15 protein-coding genes are annotated in these 14,413 nt (G+C 72.0%); 5 read left to right on the plus strand and 10 right to left on the minus strand.

The window, feature by feature from the left end; all coding sequences use genetic code 11:
• Positions 1 to 53 precede the first annotated feature (53 nt).
• The 5 genes from ABT288_RS04470 to ABT288_RS04490 form a co-directional block, all read right to left on the minus strand.
• Positions 54 to 1,751 carry a DUF885 domain-containing protein gene (locus ABT288_RS04470; RefSeq protein WP_351602671.1) on the minus strand — a complete coding sequence of 566 codons (1,698 nt, stop codon included), beginning with the start codon at positions 1,749 to 1,751 and terminating at the stop codon, positions 54 to 56.
• Between the two features lie 176 nt (positions 1,752 to 1,927).
• Positions 1,928 to 3,517 (minus strand): MFS transporter, encoded by a 1,590-nt coding sequence (locus tag ABT288_RS04475; RefSeq protein ID WP_351602673.1) that lies wholly within the window; start codon positions 3,515 to 3,517, stop codon positions 1,928 to 1,930.
• Positions 3,518 to 3,532: 15 nt separating this feature from the next.
• Positions 3,533 to 4,945 (minus strand): alpha/beta hydrolase, encoded by a 1,413-nt coding sequence (locus ABT288_RS04480; RefSeq protein ID WP_351602675.1) that lies wholly within the window; start codon positions 4,943 to 4,945, stop codon positions 3,533 to 3,535.
• A 174-nt stretch (positions 4,946 to 5,119) separates the two neighbouring features.
• Entirely contained in the window at positions 5,120 to 5,947 is an 828-nt protein-coding gene (locus ABT288_RS04485; protein ID WP_351602873.1) for a PaaX family transcriptional regulator, read from the minus strand.
• A gap of 46 nt (positions 5,948 to 5,993) precedes the next feature.
• On the minus strand, positions 5,994 to 6,419 hold the full coding sequence (locus ABT288_RS04490; RefSeq protein WP_351602676.1) for a MarR family winged helix-turn-helix transcriptional regulator: 426 nt from the start codon (positions 6,417 to 6,419) through the stop codon (positions 5,994 to 5,996).
• A 227-nt stretch (positions 6,420 to 6,646) separates the two neighbouring features.
• Between ABT288_RS04490 and ABT288_RS04495 the strand changes: the two genes are divergently transcribed.
• The 4 genes from ABT288_RS04495 to ABT288_RS04510 are packed head-to-tail and all read left to right on the plus strand — an operon-like array spanning position 6,647 to position 10,442.
• Positions 6,647 to 7,564, plus strand: a complete 918-nt coding sequence (locus ABT288_RS04495; RefSeq protein ID WP_351602678.1) for an SDR family NAD(P)-dependent oxidoreductase — start codon at positions 6,647 to 6,649, stop codon at positions 7,562 to 7,564.
• Positions 7,564 to 8,451, plus strand: coding sequence for an amidohydrolase family protein (locus ABT288_RS04500; protein ID WP_351602680.1), 888 nt, complete (start codon positions 7,564 to 7,566; stop codon positions 8,449 to 8,451). Before ABT288_RS04495 ends, ABT288_RS04500 begins: the two co-directional genes overlap by 1 nt.
• 10 nt (positions 8,452 to 8,461) lie before the next feature.
• Entirely contained in the window at positions 8,462 to 9,970 is a 1,509-nt protein-coding gene (gene menE, locus ABT288_RS04505) for an o-succinylbenzoate--CoA ligase (protein ID WP_351602682.1), read from the plus strand.
• Between the two features lie 16 nt (positions 9,971 to 9,986).
• Positions 9,987 to 10,442, plus strand: coding sequence for a MaoC family dehydratase (locus ABT288_RS04510; protein WP_351602684.1), 456 nt, complete (start codon positions 9,987 to 9,989; stop codon positions 10,440 to 10,442).
• A 341-nt stretch (positions 10,443 to 10,783) separates the two neighbouring features.
• On the opposite strand, the gene ABT288_RS04515 is transcribed toward ABT288_RS04510, so the two are convergent.
• The 5 genes from ABT288_RS04515 to ABT288_RS04535 form a co-directional block, all read right to left on the minus strand.
• Entirely contained in the window at positions 10,784 to 10,999 is a 216-nt protein-coding gene (locus tag ABT288_RS04515) for a hypothetical protein (RefSeq protein ID WP_351602686.1), read from the minus strand.
• Between the two features lie 90 nt (positions 11,000 to 11,089).
• Positions 11,090 to 11,332 (minus strand): hypothetical protein, encoded by a 243-nt coding sequence (locus ABT288_RS04520; protein WP_351602688.1) that lies wholly within the window; start codon positions 11,330 to 11,332, stop codon positions 11,090 to 11,092.
• Positions 11,333 to 11,423: 91 nt separating this feature from the next.
• Positions 11,424 to 11,795, minus strand: a complete 372-nt coding sequence (locus tag ABT288_RS04525) for a DUF3592 domain-containing protein (protein ID WP_502972723.1) — start codon at positions 11,793 to 11,795, stop codon at positions 11,424 to 11,426.
• Positions 11,796 to 11,870: 75 nt separating this feature from the next.
• Positions 11,871 to 12,122, minus strand: a complete 252-nt coding sequence (locus tag ABT288_RS04530; RefSeq protein WP_351602692.1) for a hypothetical protein — start codon at positions 12,120 to 12,122, stop codon at positions 11,871 to 11,873.
• Positions 12,119 to 13,273, minus strand: coding sequence for a Gfo/Idh/MocA family protein (locus tag ABT288_RS04535; RefSeq protein ID WP_351602694.1), 1,155 nt, complete (start codon positions 13,271 to 13,273; stop codon positions 12,119 to 12,121). Before ABT288_RS04535 ends, ABT288_RS04530 begins: the two co-directional genes overlap by 4 nt.
• A gap of 111 nt (positions 13,274 to 13,384) precedes the next feature.
• Between ABT288_RS04535 and ABT288_RS04540 the strand changes: the two genes are divergently transcribed.
• Positions 13,385 to 14,392: a LacI family DNA-binding transcriptional regulator gene (locus tag ABT288_RS04540; protein ID WP_351602696.1), complete on the plus strand. Its 1,008-nt coding sequence runs from the start codon at positions 13,385 to 13,387 to the stop codon at positions 14,390 to 14,392.
• The last annotated feature ends 21 nt before the right edge of the window (positions 14,393 to 14,413 follow it).

Raw genomic sequence — 14,413 nt, forward strand, 5'->3', positions numbered from 1 at the left:
GTCGGCGCGAACCGGGGGTCGTCGCCGTCGCAGGGACGCTGCCGACGCTCCGCCTACAGCGACGCCAGGTTGTCGGCCAGGTCGGCGAGGCCGAGAGAGCCCTGGGTGAGCGCGTTCATGTGCCAGGTCCGCAGGTCGAAACCGGTGCCGTGGCGGCGACGGGAGGCCTCGCGCCCCTCCAGCCAGGCGCGCTCTCCCAGTTTGTAGCCGATGGCCTGGCCGGGCCAGCCGAGGTAACGGTCGATCTCGCTGGTGCGGCGCGCGGTGTCGCTGCCGTGGTGGGCGGCCATGAACGCGGTGGCGAGCTCCGGGGTCCAGCGTTCGCCGGGATGAAAGCCCGAGTCGGTAGGGACGGCGAGTTCCAGGTGCATGCCGATGTCCACGATCACGCGGATGATCCGGAGCATCTGTTTGTCCAGATAGCCGAGGCGGCGGGCGGGGTCCGTGAGGAAGCCCAGTTCGTCCATCAGGCGCTCGGCGTACAGGGCCCAGCCCTCCTTGTCGGCGCTGACCGCGCCGAGGGTGATCTGGTAGCTGCTGAGGCGGTCCGCGGCAGCGGTCCACCGGGCGGTCTGCAGGTGGTGCCCCGGAACGCCCTCGTGGTACCAGGTGCTGACGATCTCCCAGGTGGGGAAGGTCTGTTGGCCGAGCGTGGGCAGGTAGGTGCGCCCGGGGCGGCTGAAGTCGAGGCTGGGGCCGTTGTAGTAGGGAGCGCCCGAGCTGCCCCGAGGCGCGATCCTCGTCTCGACCCGGCGCAGTGGGCCGGAGATGTCGAAATGGGTGCCGTCGAGGGCGTCGATCGCCTCGTCCGTGATCTCCTGGAGCCAGGCGCGGATGTTCTCCTCACCCGTGATGGCATGGCCGTGCCGGTTGAGGTGGTCCACGGTCTCCCGGACGGTGGCACCGGGCAGGATCCGGTCGGCCTCGGACCGCATCTCGGCGACCGTCCGGTGGAACTCCTCCCAGCCCCAGGCGTAGGCCTCGGCCGGGTCCACGGCGATGCCGTTGGCCCAGCGGGCCGCGCGCAGGTAGCGCTCGCGGCCGACGGCGTCCGGGGTGCCGTCCGCGGCGGGCAGGTAGGTGTGGCACAGCCAGTCGCGGAACCCGGCCACCGAGGCCGTCGCACGGCCGGCGGCGGCGTCCAGTTCGTGCCTGAGCCGATCCGGACCCGCGGCCACGAAGGTGGCGAACCAGCTCGCCCCGCCGGCGTCCTGGCCGGTCCAGGCCGCGAGTTGCCCGATGACGGCCCGGACCTGGCGCGGAGCGCACAGCAGCCCGCGGGCGACGCCCTCGGTCAGGGTGGCCCGGTAGCCGTCCAGCGCGCCGGGCAGGTTGCGCAGCCGTCCGGCCACGGCCGCCCAGTCCTCGTCGGTGTCGGTCGGCATCAGGGTGAAGATGCTCCGCACCTTGTGCAGGGGCGAGTTGACGTTGCGCAGCTCGCGGAACCGGTCACCCGCCGCCTGCAGGGCGAGTTCCGCGGTGAGCCGCTCCCGCAGCAGCCGGGCGCAGTTCCGCTCGGCGCCCTCGAACACCACACCGTTCTTCTCGGCATCCCGCTCGGTGGCGTCGAGCACGGACAGCGTTCGGCGGTCCAGTTCGGCGAGCGCCTCGAAGCCCTCCGGTGACAGATCCGGCTGCCGGTCGTCCTCGGGATGCAGACCGAGTCGGGCCGAGGTCATGGGGTCGAGGGCGGCAACCTGCGCGACGTGGTCGTCGGCGATCCGGCGGGGGGTGCTCGGCTTCTCGGACACGCTCCCATGCTGATGTGCCGTCACCGGTCTTGTCAGCACCGCGCGTCGGCTTTCGGCCGACATGGCCGTGCACGGACGACGGTGTGTGTGGGGCGACCATCTCGCCTCGGCCGACACCCGGACCGACGAGGGCCGCGCCCGGAGCGCCGAGCAGCCCCGGGCGCGCCCACCGAGTGTCATCCCGTGGTCAGGACGGTCCGCTCCGTACCGTCCTCCGCCGGCGACGCGCCCGCCTCGGCTGTACGCCCGCGCAGTGCCGTCACCACCAGCAGTGCCGAGAACAGGGCTGCCGAACCGCACACGGCGAATCCGATCGCGTAACCGTGGCCCAGAGCGTCCAGGGCGTACGCGCGGGCCGCGCCCGGCGGGGAGGCGGCGGGGACGGAGTTCAGGGCGAGCGGGCCGCCCTCCTTCAGCACCTCGTGCGCCGCGGCCCTCGACTCGGCGTTCAGGGACGACGAGGTGGCCAGCGCGGAGGTCACCCGGGAAGCCGCCCGGCTCAGCGCGACCGCCCCGATGACCGCGGGCCCGAGGGTGAAGCCGAAGTCGCGCAGCAGGTTGGTCGCCGCGCTCGCCATGCCGGCCAGGGGCAGCGGCACCGTGTTGACGGCGGTCGCGGTGATGGACGACACCGTGAAGGCGAAGCCGACGCCGACCAGCCCGAGCGGCAGGATCAGCGAGGTCAGGTTCCGGTCGCCTGCATCGAGTCCGGCGGCCAGGAAGTCGCCCGCGGCGATCAGTGCCAGCCCGCCGGTGAGCAGCGCCCGCGCGGGCAGCCGGTGCAGCAGCCGGGAGGTCAGCGGGGTGAGGACCGGGGCGATGCCGTTGAGCAGGAGGAACGCGAAGGCGGTGCGCATCGGGCTCTGGTGCTGGATGGGACCGAGCCGGATGCTCGCCGCGTACGCCGTGCCCAGGAAGCTGAACATGCCCACGACCGCGACGACCGACGCGATCGCGAAGGAGCGGTTGCGGAACAGGTCCAGGCGCAGGAGCGGCGAGCGGGCCCGGCTCTCGGCGGCCACGAACAGGCCCACGAACACCGCGGCGATCACGAACGCCACGACCACCGGAGCCGACCCCCAGCCGTCCGTCGGCCCCTGGATGACGGCGTACAGCAGGGCGAACAGACCGGCACCGATGGTGAGCTGGCCGCCGACGTCCAGCGAACGGCCTTCCGGTGACCGGGAGTTGGTGGCGAGCCACAGACTCACCAGGGCGCTCACCGCGGCCAGCACGGCGACCACCACGAACGCCGAGCGCCACGAGCCGTAGGTGCCGGTGATACCGCCGAGCAACGGGGCGAGGAAGCCGCCCGCGGACAGGCTGGAGGCCCATACGGCGATGGCGCGGGCGCGCTGCGGGCCGGTGTGCGTACCGGCCGCGATCATGGCCAGCGAGGTGGGGAAGAGCGCGGCGGCGCCGAGCCCGGCCAGCACCTGCCCCACCCACAGCTGATGGATGCCGGAGGAACTCGCGGCGACGACCTCGCCCGCGCACAACAGCGCGGCGCCGCCGACGAGGAGCTGTTTGCGGCCGAAGAGGTCGCCGAGCACGCCGAAGGAGAGTTCCAGCACGGCGACGGGCAGCAGGAACGCGTCGGAGATCCAGGTGAGTTGGGAGCCGACGGGGTGGAGGTGTTCCTGGAACAGACCGTTGAGGGTGGCCGGTATGGCGAGGCCGATCTGCGCGAGACAGACCGCGAGACAGCCGGCGACGAGGGTGCCGAGGGGAAGGGAACTGCGCGGGGTGACGGATGCGTCGGACATGGGCGGGTCCCGGTGTCAGTGGTGGGTGGGGTGCGCCGGGCGGTCGCGGCCGACCGTCAGGTGTGCCGGGCGGTAGGGGATGTACGCCGCCCCGTCCGGCCCGAGCGCCGTGGCGGTCCGCTGGAGCGCGGCCGGCGTCGCGGCGTCGTCCCAGTGGCCGGTGGTGACGCGGTGTTCGAGCGCGCGCAGGGCGGCCACGGTCTCGGCGGTGGTGAACGTGCAGTGGCCCTGCCGCTCGACGTAGGCCTGCCGCAGCAGCGCTCCGTCCCCGGCCGCGCGCACCCGGTCGCCGAACCGCCGCTCCTGTTCGACCGGGACCAGGTTGTCGGCGATCGTGTGCACGTCCAGCAGCGGTACGCCGAGTCCTTGACCGGCAGAAGAGGTGCGCTGGGCGGCACGGACCGCTGCGGGGTCCGCGGTGATCGCGGCGCCCCGGGTCAGGGATGTCAGGTCGGCGCGCAGGTCGAGTCCGGCCGCCCGGTACAGCGCGCGGACCTGCGGCGCGTGGACGGATCCGGCGAGCAGACGGGCGTAGTCGACGCCCGCGTTCCAGGAGTTGTTGCCGCCGGCCGACTGCTCGACGGCGTACCGGCCGCCCTCGACGAACGACAGGATGCCCTGCGCGAACCACGCGTACTGCTGCTCCTCCTGGCCCGCCCAGTCCGCCGGTGCGGGCCGGCCTTGTCCGGGCGCCCAGGCGGGGAGGTTGAGGAAGGCCGCGGCCAGTGCGATCCGGGCGCGGCCCTGCGGGGTGGTCTGTGCGGCGGTGACGGCATCGGTCAGCCGCTTGGCGGTGGCGGCCGCGGCGTCGGCGGAGCCGAAGCGGACCAGGCCGACGTCCTGCCCGGGCAGGAGCAGCCGGGCGAGGGCGTACTCGGCGTCGAGCTGGTAGTTGTCCAGGTCGGTGCCGCCCGCGACGAGGCCGCACAGGCCGAGCGCGCCGTCCACGCGGCCGGCGCCGTCGCGGGCGATCTGCGCGTTGACGAGCCCGCCCATCGACTGGCCGACGGCGAGGGTGCGCCGCGGTGCGCCGATCTTCGCGGTGATGGCGTCGAGCGTGGCGAACTGGTCGCGTTCGGCGCTGTCCAGGGCCCACATCGAGCCATGGGGGTCGTACGACGACCCGGCCATCGCATAGCCCTCGGCGAGCAACGCGGTGCGTACGGCGTCGGACGGGGCGTCCTTGGCGACGGTGGGGCCGAAGCCGTGGCTGAACAGCAGCAGGGTGCCGTTCCAGTGGGCGGGGACGTCAGCGACCCAGGTCGCGTCGTCGGAGAGGGTGCCGGTGAGGTGGCCGGTGGCCGGCGTGTCCGCCTGGGCGGCCGGCGCGGGGCTGGTGGTGAGGCCCGCGGACGCCAGCGTGGCCAGGGCGGCCAGGGCGATGCGCAGACGGGTGCGGGAAGTCCGGGGGCGGGTGCTGGCAGGCATGGAGGTGGCTCCTTGTGGGCGGCTGCGGAGCGGAGACCCTGGCAGATCGGCAGATGCTCAGTGCACTGAACGAAGCGTGGAGGAATGTAGGGCCGATTTCTTACGGCGGTCAAGACAGTGCACAACATTGCTTTCGGGCGGCAGGGAGCGGAGATGCGTCACGTGCCCACGGCGCTACGCCGTCGGAATCGTCTCGATGAGCCGGCGCGCCGCGTCCCGGGCGGGCGCCTCCAGCAGGGCGTGGACCGTGCGGAACGTCTTCTCCGCCGCGGCCGCCGGCCAGTCCGCGGGCAGGTGCCGCACGGGCAACCGGGGGTCGCTGCGGATGACTTGGAGCCACTCGGCGGTCAGCCGGAGGCGCAGCGCGAGGGCGTCCTCGGCGGTCAGGTCCGCCCGGCCCGACGTGTACGGCCGCCAGGACGCCTCGAACTCCCGGTAATGAGCGGCCAGTTCACCCAGGTCCCAGGTGTCGTCGATCATCTCGGCGATGTCCGTGCCGGTGTCCGCGTGCGCCCGGAAGACCTTCACCTGCGTCCGCAGGCCCAACTCGGCGACGATCCCGGAGACGTCGACCTCGCCGGGCGCGATCCACAGCCCGCTGAACAGTGCGCCGAAGCCCGCCCAGGTCAACTGGGAACGCAGATCGTGCCGCTGGCGCTGCCACGACTCCGGCAGGGAGAAGCCGAGCAGGGTCCAGGTGCCGTCCCAGTCCCGGTTGACCGCGCCGGACTTCCAGATGCGCCGCTCGCCGTCGCGCAGGATCGCCTCGGAGCGGTCGGTGAGGCCGACATAGGTCCGCCGGCCCTCGCGTCGGCGGCTCAGCAGGCCGCGGCCGACCATGCGGGTGAGGGTGGACCGGGTGGCCTGCTCTCCGACGCCGGCCCGCCGGAACACCTCGATGACGCTCCCCGTGTACACGCACACCCCGCGACCCAGCACCTCGTCACCGAGGAAGCTGAGCAGGAGCGACTGGGGGCGGGGGACGGGACCGGTCACGCGGATACCTTACGAGGCCGCGTGCCCCTGCATGCACGCGGCGACCGAAGCGTCAGGCGAGCCCGTTGCCGGCGACGCGCAGCAGAAGGGCGTGCAGCGTCTGCCGTTCGCCGGAGTCGAGCGGGGTGAGCAGTTCGTCGGTCACGCGTTGGCCCGCCTGGTCCGTGTCGCGGAGGAATGCGCGGCCCTCCTCGGTGAGGACGACGATGCGACTGCGGCGGTCCTCGGGGGCGGGGCGGCGCTCGGCGAAGCCCAGCTTCTCCAGGTCGTCCACCAGGCCGACGATCGCGCTCGGGTCGTAGCCGAGCCGGGCGCTGAGCTCGCGCTGGAGAGCGCCCTCGCAGGTGGCGAGGAAGCGCAGCACGGCGTAGTGCCGCAGCCGTACCCCCGACTCCTGCAGGAACGTGTTGAACAACTGACCGGAGCGCAGTCCCAGGCGGTACAGCAGGTATCCCGTGTCCGCGTGCAGCCCCCGCATCCACGGTTCGTCGGCGTCGATGGGAGTCGGGTGGTCGGTGTGCTGGCCGGCTATGGCGGGCTCCCTGGTCTCGGTCCCGGGGCGCCGGTCTCGGCTTCCCCGGGGATGGCTTCTCGCGTGCGGAGTCCAGCATGACGCACCGCAAGGTCGGCAACAACTATTGACGGCAACAATTATTGCTCTTAGCTTCGATCTCCCCGACCACACCCCATGCGAAGGGACCGCTCGTGCCCACCATCGATCTGACCGGGAAGGCCGCCGTCGTCACCGGAAGCGGCCGTGGCCTCGGCCTCGCCTATGCGCACGCCCTCGCCGCCCACGGCGCGTCCGTGGTCGTCAACGACATCGACGAAGCCGTGGCCGAGCAGGCGGTCAAGTCCCTCACCGAGGCCGGTGGCACCGCCGTGGCCGAAGTGGTCCCGGTCGGCACGGCCGAGGCCGCCGACCGGCTGGTCAACCGCGCCGTCGAGGAGTTCGGCCGACTCGACATCCTGGTCACCAACGCGGGCATCCTGCGCGACAAGGTGCTGTGGAAGATGACCGACGACGACTTCGACGCGGTGCTCACCACCCATCTCCGGGGCACCTTCACCTGCGCCCGCGCCGCCGCCGTCCGCATGCGCGAGCAGGGCGAGGGCGGCACGCTCGTCCTCGTCGGCTCCCCGGCCGGGCAGCGCGGCAACTTCGGCCAGACCAACTACGCCGCCGCCAAGGCCGGGATCGCCGCGATGGCCCGCACCTGGTCCATGGAACTGGCCCGCGCGCACATCACCGTCAACGCGATCGTGCCGGTCGCCGCGACCGCGATGACCGAGACCATCCCCGCCTTCGCCCCGTACATCGAGGCCATGAGGAACGGCGAACCGCTGCCGGCGTTCCTGCGCAAGGGGGAGGGCTTCGGCACCCCCGAGGACTGCGCGGCCCTCGTCCCCTTCCTGGCCTCCGCGGCCGCCCGCGGCATCACCGGCCAGTGCATCGGCATCGGCGGCGACAAGGTGACGCTGTGGTCGCATCCCCAGGAGATCAGGACCGCCTACGCCGACGGCGGCTGGACCCCCGACGCCCTGGCAGACGCCTGGCCCACCTCGGTCGGCGCCGAGCCGCAGACCGTCGGCATCCCCGCCCCGAAGCTCCCGGAGGCGTGATGGCACCCGCACCGAGGCCGGACGAGCTCGTCGCGATCGACGTCCACACCCACGCGGAGGTGTCCTCCAAGGGGCACTCCTCCCTGGACGACCACCTGCACGACGCCTCCTCCGCCTACTTCAAGGTCGAGGGCAAACGGAAGCCCACGCTCGAGGAGACCGCCGCGTACTACCGCGAGCGGCGGATGGCCGCCGTCGTCTTCACGGTGGACGCCGAGTCCGCGACCGGCACCGAGCCCGTCCCCAACGAGGAGGTGGCCGAAGCCGCGGCCGCGAACTCCGACGTACTGATCCCGTTCGCCTCCATCGACCCCTTCCGCGGGAAGGCGGGCGTGCGGCAGGCCCGGCGGCTGGTCGAGGAGTACGGGGTGCGGGGTTTCAAGTTCCACCCCAGCATCCAGGGCTTCTTCCCCAACGACCGCTCCGTGGCGTACGGCCTGTACGAGGTGATCGAGGAGACGGGTACCGTCGCGCTCTTCCACACCGGTCAGACCGGCATCGGTGCCGGCGTTCCCGGCGGGGGCGGCATCCGCCTGAAGTACTCCAACCCGCTCCACGTGGACGACGTGGCCGCCGACTTCCCGCACCTGAAGATCATCCTGGCGCACCCGTCGTTCCCCTGGCAGGACGAGGCCCTGGCGGTGGCGACCCACAAGCCCGGCGTGCACATCGACCTCTCGGGCTGGTCGCCGAAGTACTTCCCGCCGCAGCTGGTGCAGTACGCCAACACGCTGCTGAAGGACAAGGTCCTGTTCGGCTCCGACTTCCCGGTGCTCACCCCGGACCGGTGGCTCGCCGACTTCGCGAAGCTGTCCGTCAAGGACGAGGTCAGGCCGAAGATCCTCAAGGAGAACGCGGCCCGGTTGCTCGGGCTGACGAAACCGTAAGGGGTGTCAGATGCGCAACCAGGGACTGGGGTCGTGGCCCGTACGCCGGGCCCGCAAGACCCCGCACCGCACGGCCCTGATCCACGGCGAGCAGCCGACCGACTACCGCACCCTGTACACACGGGTCACCCGCCTCGCCCACGCCCTGCGCGCCCGGGGCGTCAGGCGCGGCGACCGCATCGCCCACCTCGGCCCCAACCACCCCGCCTACCTGGAGACCCTGTTCGCCGCAGGCACCCTCGGCGCGGTCTTCGTACCCCTCAACACCCGCCTCGCCGGCCCCGAGATCGCCTACCAGCTCGCCGACTCAGGCGCCAAGGCGCTCGTCCACGGCCCCGCGTACGCCGGGCTCGTCGCGGGACTGCCGGACGGGACGGACGTACGGACGTGCCTCGAGACCGGCGACGCCTACGAACAGGCCCTGGCGGCCGCGCCGGACGACCCGATCGACGAACCGGTCACTCCCGACGACACCTGCATCATCATGTACACCTCGGGGACGACCGGCCGCCCCAAGGGCGCGATGCTCACCCACGGCAACCTCACCTGGAACGCCGTCAACGTCCTGGTCGACCACGACCTGACAGCCGACGAACGTGCCCTGGTCTCCGCTCCGCTGTTCCACACCGCGGGTCTCAACATGCTGACCCTGCCGGTGCTGCTCAAGGGCGGCACCTGCGTCCTGGTCGAGGCCTTCGACCCGGAGACCACCCTCGACCTGGTCGAACGGCACCGGATCACCTTCATGTTCGGCGTGCCGACGATGTTCGACCAGGTCGCCCGGCACCCCCGCTGGCCGAACGCCGACCTGTCGTCCCTCCGCATCCTCACCTGTGGCGGATCACCGGTGCCGACCACGCTCATCGCCACGTACCAGCAGCGCGGGCTCACCTTCCTCCAGGGCTACGGCATGACGGAGGCCGCGCCCGGCACACTCTTCCTGGACGCGGAGCACGCGGTCGAGAAGGCGGGCTCGGCGGGCGTACCCCACTTCTTCAGCGACGTACGGGTCGTACGGCCCGATCTCACCCCGGTCGACGTCGGCGAGACGGGGGAGGTCGTGGTGCGCGGACCGCATGTCATGGCCGGCTACTGGGGGCTGCCTGAGGAGACCGAGGCCGCCTTCGCCGACGGCTGGTTCCGCAGCGGGGACGCGGCCCGGGTGGACGAGGACGGTTACGTGCACATCGTCGACCGGATCAAGGACATGATCATCTCCGGCGGCGAGAACATCTACCCCGCCGAGATCGAGGACATCCTCCTCGCCCACCCCGGCATCGCCGAGTGCGCGGTGATCGGTGTCCCGGACGACAAGTGGGGCGAGGTGCCCCGCGCGGTCGTCGTCCCCGCCCCGGGAGCCGAACTCGACCCGGACGAGGTGCTGGCCTCGCTGACCGGGAAGCTCGCCAAGTACAAGATCCCCAAGTCGGTGGTGGTCACGGACGAACTCCCGCGCACCGCCTCCGGAAAGCTCCTCAAGTCCCGGGTGCGGCACCGCTACGGCACCCCAACTCCCTGAAAAGGAAAAGCGACTTATGAGCATCACCGTCAACGGCCTGGACGAACTGAAGAAGCTCGCCGGCAGCGACCTCGGCACCAGCGAGTGGATCGAGGTCACCCAGGAGCGCATCGACACCTTCGCCGACGCCACCGGCGACCACCAGTGGATCCACACCGACCCGGAGCGGGCGGCCCAGGGCCCCTTCGGCGCGCCGATCGCGCACGGCTACCTCACCCTGTCCCTCTTCATCCCTCTCTTCACCGGACTGCTGGACGTGCAGGGCGTGACCACCAAGGTCAACTACGGCCTGAACAAGGTGCGTTTCCCCGCGCCGGTGAAGGCCGGATCCCGCATCCGGCTCGCCGCCCGGCTCACCTCGGTCGAGGACGTGCCCGGGGGTGTCCAGATCACCGTCGACGGCACGATCGAGGTGGAGGACTGCACCAAGCCCGCCGCGGTCCTCCAGAGCCTGTCCCGGTTCCATGCCTGACCCATGCCCAGTGAGCGGAGGTCTGCCAAGCCTCCGCCTTGCCCACCACGCAGTCGGCGAAGGGCGCGTCCGCGCGCGGCGCCTGGGGACCGGCATCGCCGCCGCGGGTCGAAGAGCTCGCGCCGTTCCTCGGCCGGCTCCATCGCCTGCACCCGCCCGAGGACTCCCGGCGAGATCCACGAACGGGCGGAACCCGTCGGCCTCGGGCAGGTTGCCGCTCGCCGCCTGTCCGGCCTCCGGCCAGGCGCCACACGTACCGTGCGCGGCGCCCGGGGTCCCACCGCCGGCCTCACCCGTGCCGCCGTGTCGGGGCGGGAATGATCACGACCGGTGGCCTCGTCTCAACCGGCTCCGCGGTCCAGGACGCGGCGGGCGGCCTCGGCTTCCGCGGCGGGCGGGGAGAGCTCGTCGAGGACGTCGAGCTCGTCATCGGATTCCAGTTCCCGTTCCCAGGCCGCTGCGAGCCGTTCCTGCTCCTGGCGCGGTTTGGCGCCGACCGTGTCCCGGTGATCGGGGTCCAGGGCCGCCAGGAATCGTACGACCGGATCTGTGGGCATGCCGTGCTCCTTGTCGCATGGAGGGGTGCCACCCTTGTCCAGCATCGCTGAACGAGCCCGCGTTGTCTGCTCGGCATCGCCCGGGGAGCGCTACTCGACGGCCGGGTCCTCTTGGCTGCGCCGCACAGCTTTCTGTACGGCCTGCTCAACCTCGTGCGGACTGGACTCGGTGGCTGCGGCGTGCGCGGCGATGGCCGCCTGTACGGCGTCGGACGCCTCGCGCCAGCGGTGCAGCTGAGCGTCGTACTCGTCACCGGTGAGGCCCGCGAGTTTCGCGCGCTCCTGCTCGGCGGTTCGTTCCAGCTTGATCAACTCATCGGGGACCTCTGCCACGGGTACGGATCCTAGGCGGCGACGCCGGCGCCTCCACCGTCTCACTTACCGCCCGATCGGGTGGAGCCGCACACCGCAGAGGCTCGGCGCCTCATCGCAGGGCGATCTGCCAGACGAGGAGCAGTGTGCTCAGCACGGCGGTGACGATGGCGCCGCGGAGTGTGGCGCCCATGCCGCCGTAGGGGTCCATCGGACTGTGGGGGTGGTCCGGGGAGACGAGGACGGTCATCGAGGAGCCGACGTCGGCGGGGCGGCCGGAGGACGCGTTGGCGAGCTCGGTCTCGTAGCGTTTGCCGTCGATGAAGTAGCGGACGACCGGCGTGAGGAAGTACGCGCCCGGCTTCCCGCTCTGCGTGGCGCTGTGGTCGATCACCTCGGCCTGCAGCTCGAGCGCCGTCGGCCGAATCTGCCGGAGCGTCACGTTCTGTCGCAGTTCGTGCGCCATGGTGGCGAGCGATGCCACGAGAACTCCCACTGTCACCAGCAACCACACCATGGGGTATCTATAGCGCACGACGAGGGGCCGGACACCAGGGGGTCACGGGGGAGGCCAGGCGATGCCGCACAGTCTGCGCATCTCGTCCATGACTCGGAGCGTGGTGAACGAGTCGGCAAGTGACCGGTGTTCGGTCTGCGGCCGGCCCGCGGTGATGCGGTCGGCGGCGGCCCGTTCCTCGTCGATGTGGGCGACGCTCACGACCTCGGCGCCGGACACCCAGGGGTGCAGTGTGTGCACAGGGTCGGTGCCCGTGTCGCCCGCGCCGACGACCCCGATGCGTACGGTGGTCACCCCAGATGCACCCACGTCCCCCGCTCGGCCGAGCGCGCCATCGCATCCAGAGCCACGGCACTGGCCACGGCGTCGCCGAGCGTGGCGCCGACCGCGGTTCCCTCGGCGATGGAGCGCAGGAAGCGGTGGGCCTCGATGACCTTCAGGTCGTCGTAGCCCATCGCGTTGGCCGCGCCCGGCTGGAACGCGGCGTACTCGCCGGCGCCCGGGCCGACGTACACCGTGCTGAACGGCTGGTCCTGATAGGTCGTGCCGCGGCTGACGGCGAGTTCGCCCATGCGGCGGAAGTCCCAGGAGACGGCGCCCCTCGTGCCGTGCACCTCGAAGCCGTAGTTGTTCTGCTCGCCGACCGAGACACGGCAGGCCTCCAGGACGCCGCGGGCGCCGGAGGCGAAACGCAGCAGGCAGTTGACGTAGTCCTCGTTCTCGACCGGCCCGGGCTCGCCGCCGGTGGCGAGGGCGTGGCCGGCGGTGGCGCCGGTCGGCCGGGCGCGTTCAGGCAGGAAGATCGCGCTGTCGGCGGTGAGCGCGGTGATGTCGCCGAGCAGGAACCGGGCCAGGTCGGCGCCGTGCGAGGCCAGGTCGCCCAGGACTCCGCTGCCGCCGTGTGCCCGCTCGTAGCGCCAGGTCAGGGCACCGTCCGGGTGGGCGGCGTAGTCGCTGAAGAGGCGGATGCGGGCGTGGGTGACCGTGCCGATCTCGCCTGAGGCGATCAGGTCGCGTGCGGCCTCGACGGCGGGCGCGTTGCGGTAGTTGAAGCCGACGGTGCCCTGGACGCCGGCCTTGGCGGCGGCGTCGGCGACCGCCCGGGCGTCGTCGGCGGTGAGCCCGACGGGCTTCTCGATCCAGATGTGCTTGCCGGCCTCGGTCATCGCCACGCCGATCTCGCGGTGCAGGAAGTTCGGGGCGGTGATGCTGACCGCCTGGATCCGCGGATCGGCGGCCACCGCCCGCCAGTCCCGGGTCGCCGCGGCGAACCCGAACCGCTCCGCGGCCTCCTCCGCCCGGCCGGGTACCTCGTCCGCGACGACGAGCAGTTCCGGCCGCACGGACAGCTGGGGGAAGTGGTGCGGCAGGCGGGCGTACGCCTGGGTGTGCACCCGTCCCATCCAGCCGAATCCCACGACGCCGACGCCGAGCGTATTCACCATGAGCGCCCTTCTTTGGACCGTTCCAGAGCCTGGTGGCCCACCATGAGTCCCACTTGAGCCGGATGTCAAGGGGCTTTACAGGAGCAGACGCGCTATGGAACGGTCCATGCCATGAGCGCTCCGACCATCCGTGACGTCGCCGAACGGGCCGGCGTGTCCAAATCCCTGGTCTCGCTCGTGCTGCGCGGCTCGGAGGGTGTCCGGCCGGAGAAGCGCGAGGCCGTCCTCGCGGCGGTCGAAGCGCTCGGTTACCGGCCCAACGCGGCCGCGCGCAGCCTGAGCGAGCGGCGCACCCGCACGGTGGGGGTGCTGCTCGACGACATGCGCAACCCCTGGTTCGTGGAGCTGCTCGACGGCCTCAACGCCCGGCTGTACGACAACGGCCTGCACATGCTGCTGGCCGACGGCCACCTCAACCGGCGCCTCGGCGAGGACCTCACCCGGACCTTCACCGAACTCCGCGTCGACGGCCTGATCGCCGTCGGCACGCTCCAGGACCCCCAGGCCCTGCGCACCGCCGCCGGACTGGTCCCCACGGTCGTCGCCGGCACCCGCGAACCGGTGCTGCCCGGCGTGGACATCGTCGCCAACGACGACGAGCACGGAGCCCGTCTGGCCACCGAGCACCTCATCGGCCTCGGTCACCGGCACATCGCCCACATCGCCGGGCAGGGCGCCGTCGGCGACCTGCGCCGGCGCAGCTTCGAGGCCACCATGCGCGAGCACGGTCTCGCCGGCACGGCGGTCGTGGAACAGGGCGACCTCACCGAGGAGGGCGGCTACCGGGCGGCCGTCCGGCTCCTGAGCCGCCCGCGGCGCCCGACCGCCGTCTTCGCGGTCAACGACATGACCTGCGTCGGCGCGCTCTCCGCCGCCGAGGAGACCGGGCTCCGGGTACCGCGGGACCTCTCCCTGGTCGGCTACGACAACACCTACCTCTCCCGGCTGCGCCATCTGTGGCTGACCACCGTGGACAACGCCAGCCATGACGTGGGCCGGCGCGCCGCGCAGCGCCTGCTCGACCGGATCGACGAGCCGGACCGCCCGAGCGAGGTCGACCTCGCCACCCCTTTCCTGGAAGTCAGGGGCACGACGGCCCCGCCGCTCGCCGGCATCTGACGGTCGTCGCCGCGAAGTCGC

It is taken from the genome of Streptomyces sp. NPDC001093 (genome assembly GCF_040298985.1).
GTDB lineage: Bacteria > Actinomycetota > Actinomycetes > Streptomycetales > Streptomycetaceae > Streptomyces.

Bases quoted from the DNA above. Each gene is read 5' to 3' on its own strand.
- ABT288_RS04540 (WP_351602696.1), top strand. From the start codon at position 13,385: ATGAGCGCTCCGACCATCCGTGACGTCGCCGAACGGGCCGGCGTGTCC.
- ABT288_RS04490 (WP_351602676.1), bottom strand. From the start codon at position 6,419: ATGCGGGGGCTGCACGCGGACACGGGATACCTGCTGTACCGCCTGGGA.
- ABT288_RS04475 (WP_351602673.1), bottom strand. From the start codon at position 3,517: ATGTCCGACGCATCCGTCACCCCGCGCAGTTCCCTTCCCCTCGGCACC.
- ABT288_RS04510 (WP_351602684.1), top strand. From the start codon at position 9,987: ATGAGCATCACCGTCAACGGCCTGGACGAACTGAAGAAGCTCGCCGGC.
- ABT288_RS04535 (WP_351602694.1), bottom strand. From the start codon at position 13,273: ATGGTGAATACGCTCGGCGTCGGCGTCGTGGGATTCGGCTGGATGGGA.
- ABT288_RS04515 (WP_351602686.1), bottom strand. From the start codon at position 10,999: ATGCCCACAGATCCGGTCGTACGATTCCTGGCGGCCCTGGACCCCGAT.
- menE (WP_351602682.1), top strand. From the start codon at position 8,462: ATGCGCAACCAGGGACTGGGGTCGTGGCCCGTACGCCGGGCCCGCAAG.
- ABT288_RS04500 (WP_351602680.1), top strand. From the start codon at position 7,564: ATGGCACCCGCACCGAGGCCGGACGAGCTCGTCGCGATCGACGTCCAC.
- ABT288_RS04480 (WP_351602675.1), bottom strand. From the start codon at position 4,945: ATGCCTGCCAGCACCCGCCCCCGGACTTCCCGCACCCGTCTGCGCATC.